At 72.1% G+C, this 2,717-nt stretch carries 3 protein-coding genes; 2 read left to right on the top strand and 1 reads right to left on the bottom strand.

Annotation, left to right across the window (positions count from 1 at the left end; translation table 11 throughout):
- Positions 1–10 precede the first annotated feature (10 nt).
- Positions 11–523, top strand: a complete 513-nt coding sequence (locus ABZ749_RS33310; protein WP_357234949.1) for a thioredoxin-like domain-containing protein — start codon at positions 11–13, stop codon at positions 521–523.
- Positions 520–1,410, top strand: a complete 891-nt coding sequence (locus ABZ749_RS33305) for a cytochrome c biogenesis CcdA family protein (RefSeq protein ID WP_357234947.1) — start codon at positions 520–522, stop codon at positions 1,408–1,410. Before ABZ749_RS33310 ends, ABZ749_RS33305 begins: the two co-directional genes overlap by 4 nt.
- Positions 1,411–1,536: 126 nt before the next feature.
- Here ABZ749_RS33305 and serS read toward each other — a convergent pair.
- Positions 1,537–2,717 (bottom strand): serine--tRNA ligase (serS, locus tag ABZ749_RS33300; protein ID WP_357234944.1); only part of this gene is annotated, 1,181 nt, incomplete at its 5' end.

Raw genomic sequence — 2,717 nt, 5'->3', positions numbered from 1 at the left:
GCCGCCGCGAGTGGTCGGGGATCACCGACGGCCTGGTCTACTGCGGGCTCGCCGCGGTCGGCTTCGCGATGGTGGAGCCACGCCGACCGGCGGGCCGCCGGCCGCTCCGGCGCAGGTCCCGGACGTGCTGCGCTTCACCGGGACCACGCTCGGTGGGGCGGCGTTCGACGCGGCACGGCTCGCCGGCAAACCGGTGGTGCTGTGGTTCTGGGCGCCGTGGTGCGCCACCTGCGCCAGCCAGGCCTGGACGGTGGCCGAGATCGAACCCCGATACCGGGACGCCGTGCCGATCGTCGGCGTCGCCGGGCTGGGCGAGCGGAAGGCCATGAAGGAGTTCGTCACCGAGTTCGACCTCGGCGCGACGACGCAGATCGAGGACACCAAGGGCGCGCTCTGGAAGCGGTTCAAGGTGACCGAGCAGAGCATCTTCGTGATCATCGACCGGAACGGCGCTGTCGTGCACCACGGCTTCCTGGACGGTGAGGCGCTCACCGCCAAGGTCGCCGCACTGGCCGGGGCGTGACCGCCACACTGCTGCTCGCGCTGACCGCCGGCATGCTCGGCGCTGTCAACCCGTGCGGCTTCGCGTTGCTGCCCGCGTACCTCTCGCTGTTGGTCGCCGGGAAGTCGGACACCCGCGGCGCGGTCGGCCGCGCGCTCACCGCGGCGGCCGGGCTGACAGTGGGGTACGTGCTGGTGTTCGGCGCGTTCGGCCTGGCGCTGGCGCCGTTGGCCGGCTGGCTGCGACCCCGGCTGCCGTGGCTGACCGTGGCGCTCGGCGTGCTGCTGGTGGTGGCCGGCTGCTGGTTGCTCGCCGGTCGGCGGCTGCCCGCCCCCGGCTGGTCGGCCCGGGCACCTCGGCTGACCCGCACCTGGCCGTCGATGGTGCTGTTCGGCGCCGCGTACGCCCTGGCGTCACTCGGCTGCGCCATCGCGCCGTTCCTGGCCATCGTGGTGACCAGCCTCCAGGCCGGCTCGACCGGTCAGGGGTTGGCGCTGTTCGGCGCGTACGCCCTCGGGATGGGTCTGGTGGTCGCGGTCGCCGCGCTCGGGGTGGCGCTGGTGCGCGACGGCCTGGTGGCCCGGCTGCGCGTCGCCGGCGCGCTGGTGCCCCGCCTCAGTGGACTGGTGCTGCTGATCGCCGGCTGCTACGTCGCCTGGTACGGCTGGTACGAGCTACGGCTCGCCGCCGGCCGCCGTGATGCCCTGCACGACCCGGTCATCCGGGTGGCCGCCCAGGTCCAGCGAGCCCTGGCCGACGCCCTGGACCGGATCGGCCCGGCGGTGCTGCTGGCCGCCCTGGCCACGTTCCTCCTGGCCGCGCTCCTGGTGAAGCGCGCCCACCGCCCGCCCCCAGCCTCTGTCGATCATGAAGTTATCGCCGCGACACGCCGGGGTGACGGGCAATAACTTCATGATCAACCAGGAGGGCGCGGTGGGGATTGACCACGGCGTTACACCTGTGGCCTGAATGGACGGCGGCCGGGCCGGTGCGTTCGCACCGGCCCCGCCGCTTTCGACCGCTTCGGGGGCCGGCTAGCGCAGGGGGGTCAGGCGGTCGGTGCCCAGGCGGTCCTGGAGGACCTTGGGGACCAGGACGCTGCCGTCGGCCTGCTGATTCTGCTCCAGGATGGCCGGGAAGAGCCGGCTGGTGGCCAGTGCCGACCCGTTGAGGGTGTGCACGAAGCGGGTCTGCTTGCCGCCCGGCTCGCGGTAACGGATGGCCGCGCGACGCGCCTGGTAGTCGCCGGCCCAGGAGACCGACGACACCTCCTTGTACTTGCCAGTGCTCGGCATCCACACCTCGATGTCGAGGGTCTTCTTCATCGAGGCGCTGGCGTCACCGGCCGAGAGCAGCGTGCGCTGGTAGTGCAGTCCCAGCCCTTCGACCAGGCTCTCGGCGTGGGCGAGCATCTCCTCCAGCGCCGCGTCGGCCTGCTCCGGCAGGGTGAACTGGAAGATCTCCACCTTGTTGAACTGGTGCCCCCGCACCGTGCCGCGCTCGTCCGAGTGCGAGCCTGCGGACTCCCGCCGGTAGCACGGGGTGTACGCGAACGCCTTCAGCGGCAGCTTCGGGGTCTCCAGGATCTCGTCCTGGTACGCGCCGAGGATCGCCGTCTCCGACGTGGGCAGCAGGAACTGGCCGCGCGGGGCGGACGCCGAGTCCAGGTGGTAGACGTCGTCGTAGAACTTGGGGAACTGCCCGGCGGCGAAGCCGGCCGAGTCCAGCAGCAGGTGCGGCGGGAGCAGGAACTCGTAGCCGGCCCTGATGTGCTGGTCGACGAAGTAGTTGAGCAGCGCCCACTCCAGCCGGGCGCCGACCCCGGTGTAGATCCAGAAACCGGAACCACCGAGCTTGACCCCACGCTCGTAGTCGACCAGGCCCAACGCGCGGCTCAGCTCCACGTGGTCGCGGACCTTCTCGATCACCGGCGGCTCACCGAAGGTCTTCACCACCCGGTTGGCTTCCTTGCCGCCGGCCACGACGTCGTCGCTGGGCAGGTTGGGCAGCTCACTCATCGCGTCGCGTAGCCGGGCCTGCACCTCGTCCAGCTGGGACTCCAGCTCGGCGAGCTGCTTACGCTCCGCCTCCGGTGCGGCGGCCTGCGGCTCCTCGCCGGCCCGCTTCGCCTGCGCGTACGCCCGGGCCTCGGCCTTGCGGCGCTGCCGCTCGGCGTCGATCTCCGTGATCAGGGCGCGGCGTTCCTGGTCGAGCC

The sequence above is a fragment of the Micromonospora sp. NPDC047753 genome (genome assembly GCF_040642735.1).
GTDB lineage: Bacteria > Actinomycetota > Actinomycetes > Mycobacteriales > Micromonosporaceae > Micromonospora.
Note: the sequence above shows the minus strand (reverse complement) of the source record. Positions and strands in the feature narration are given on the sequence as shown.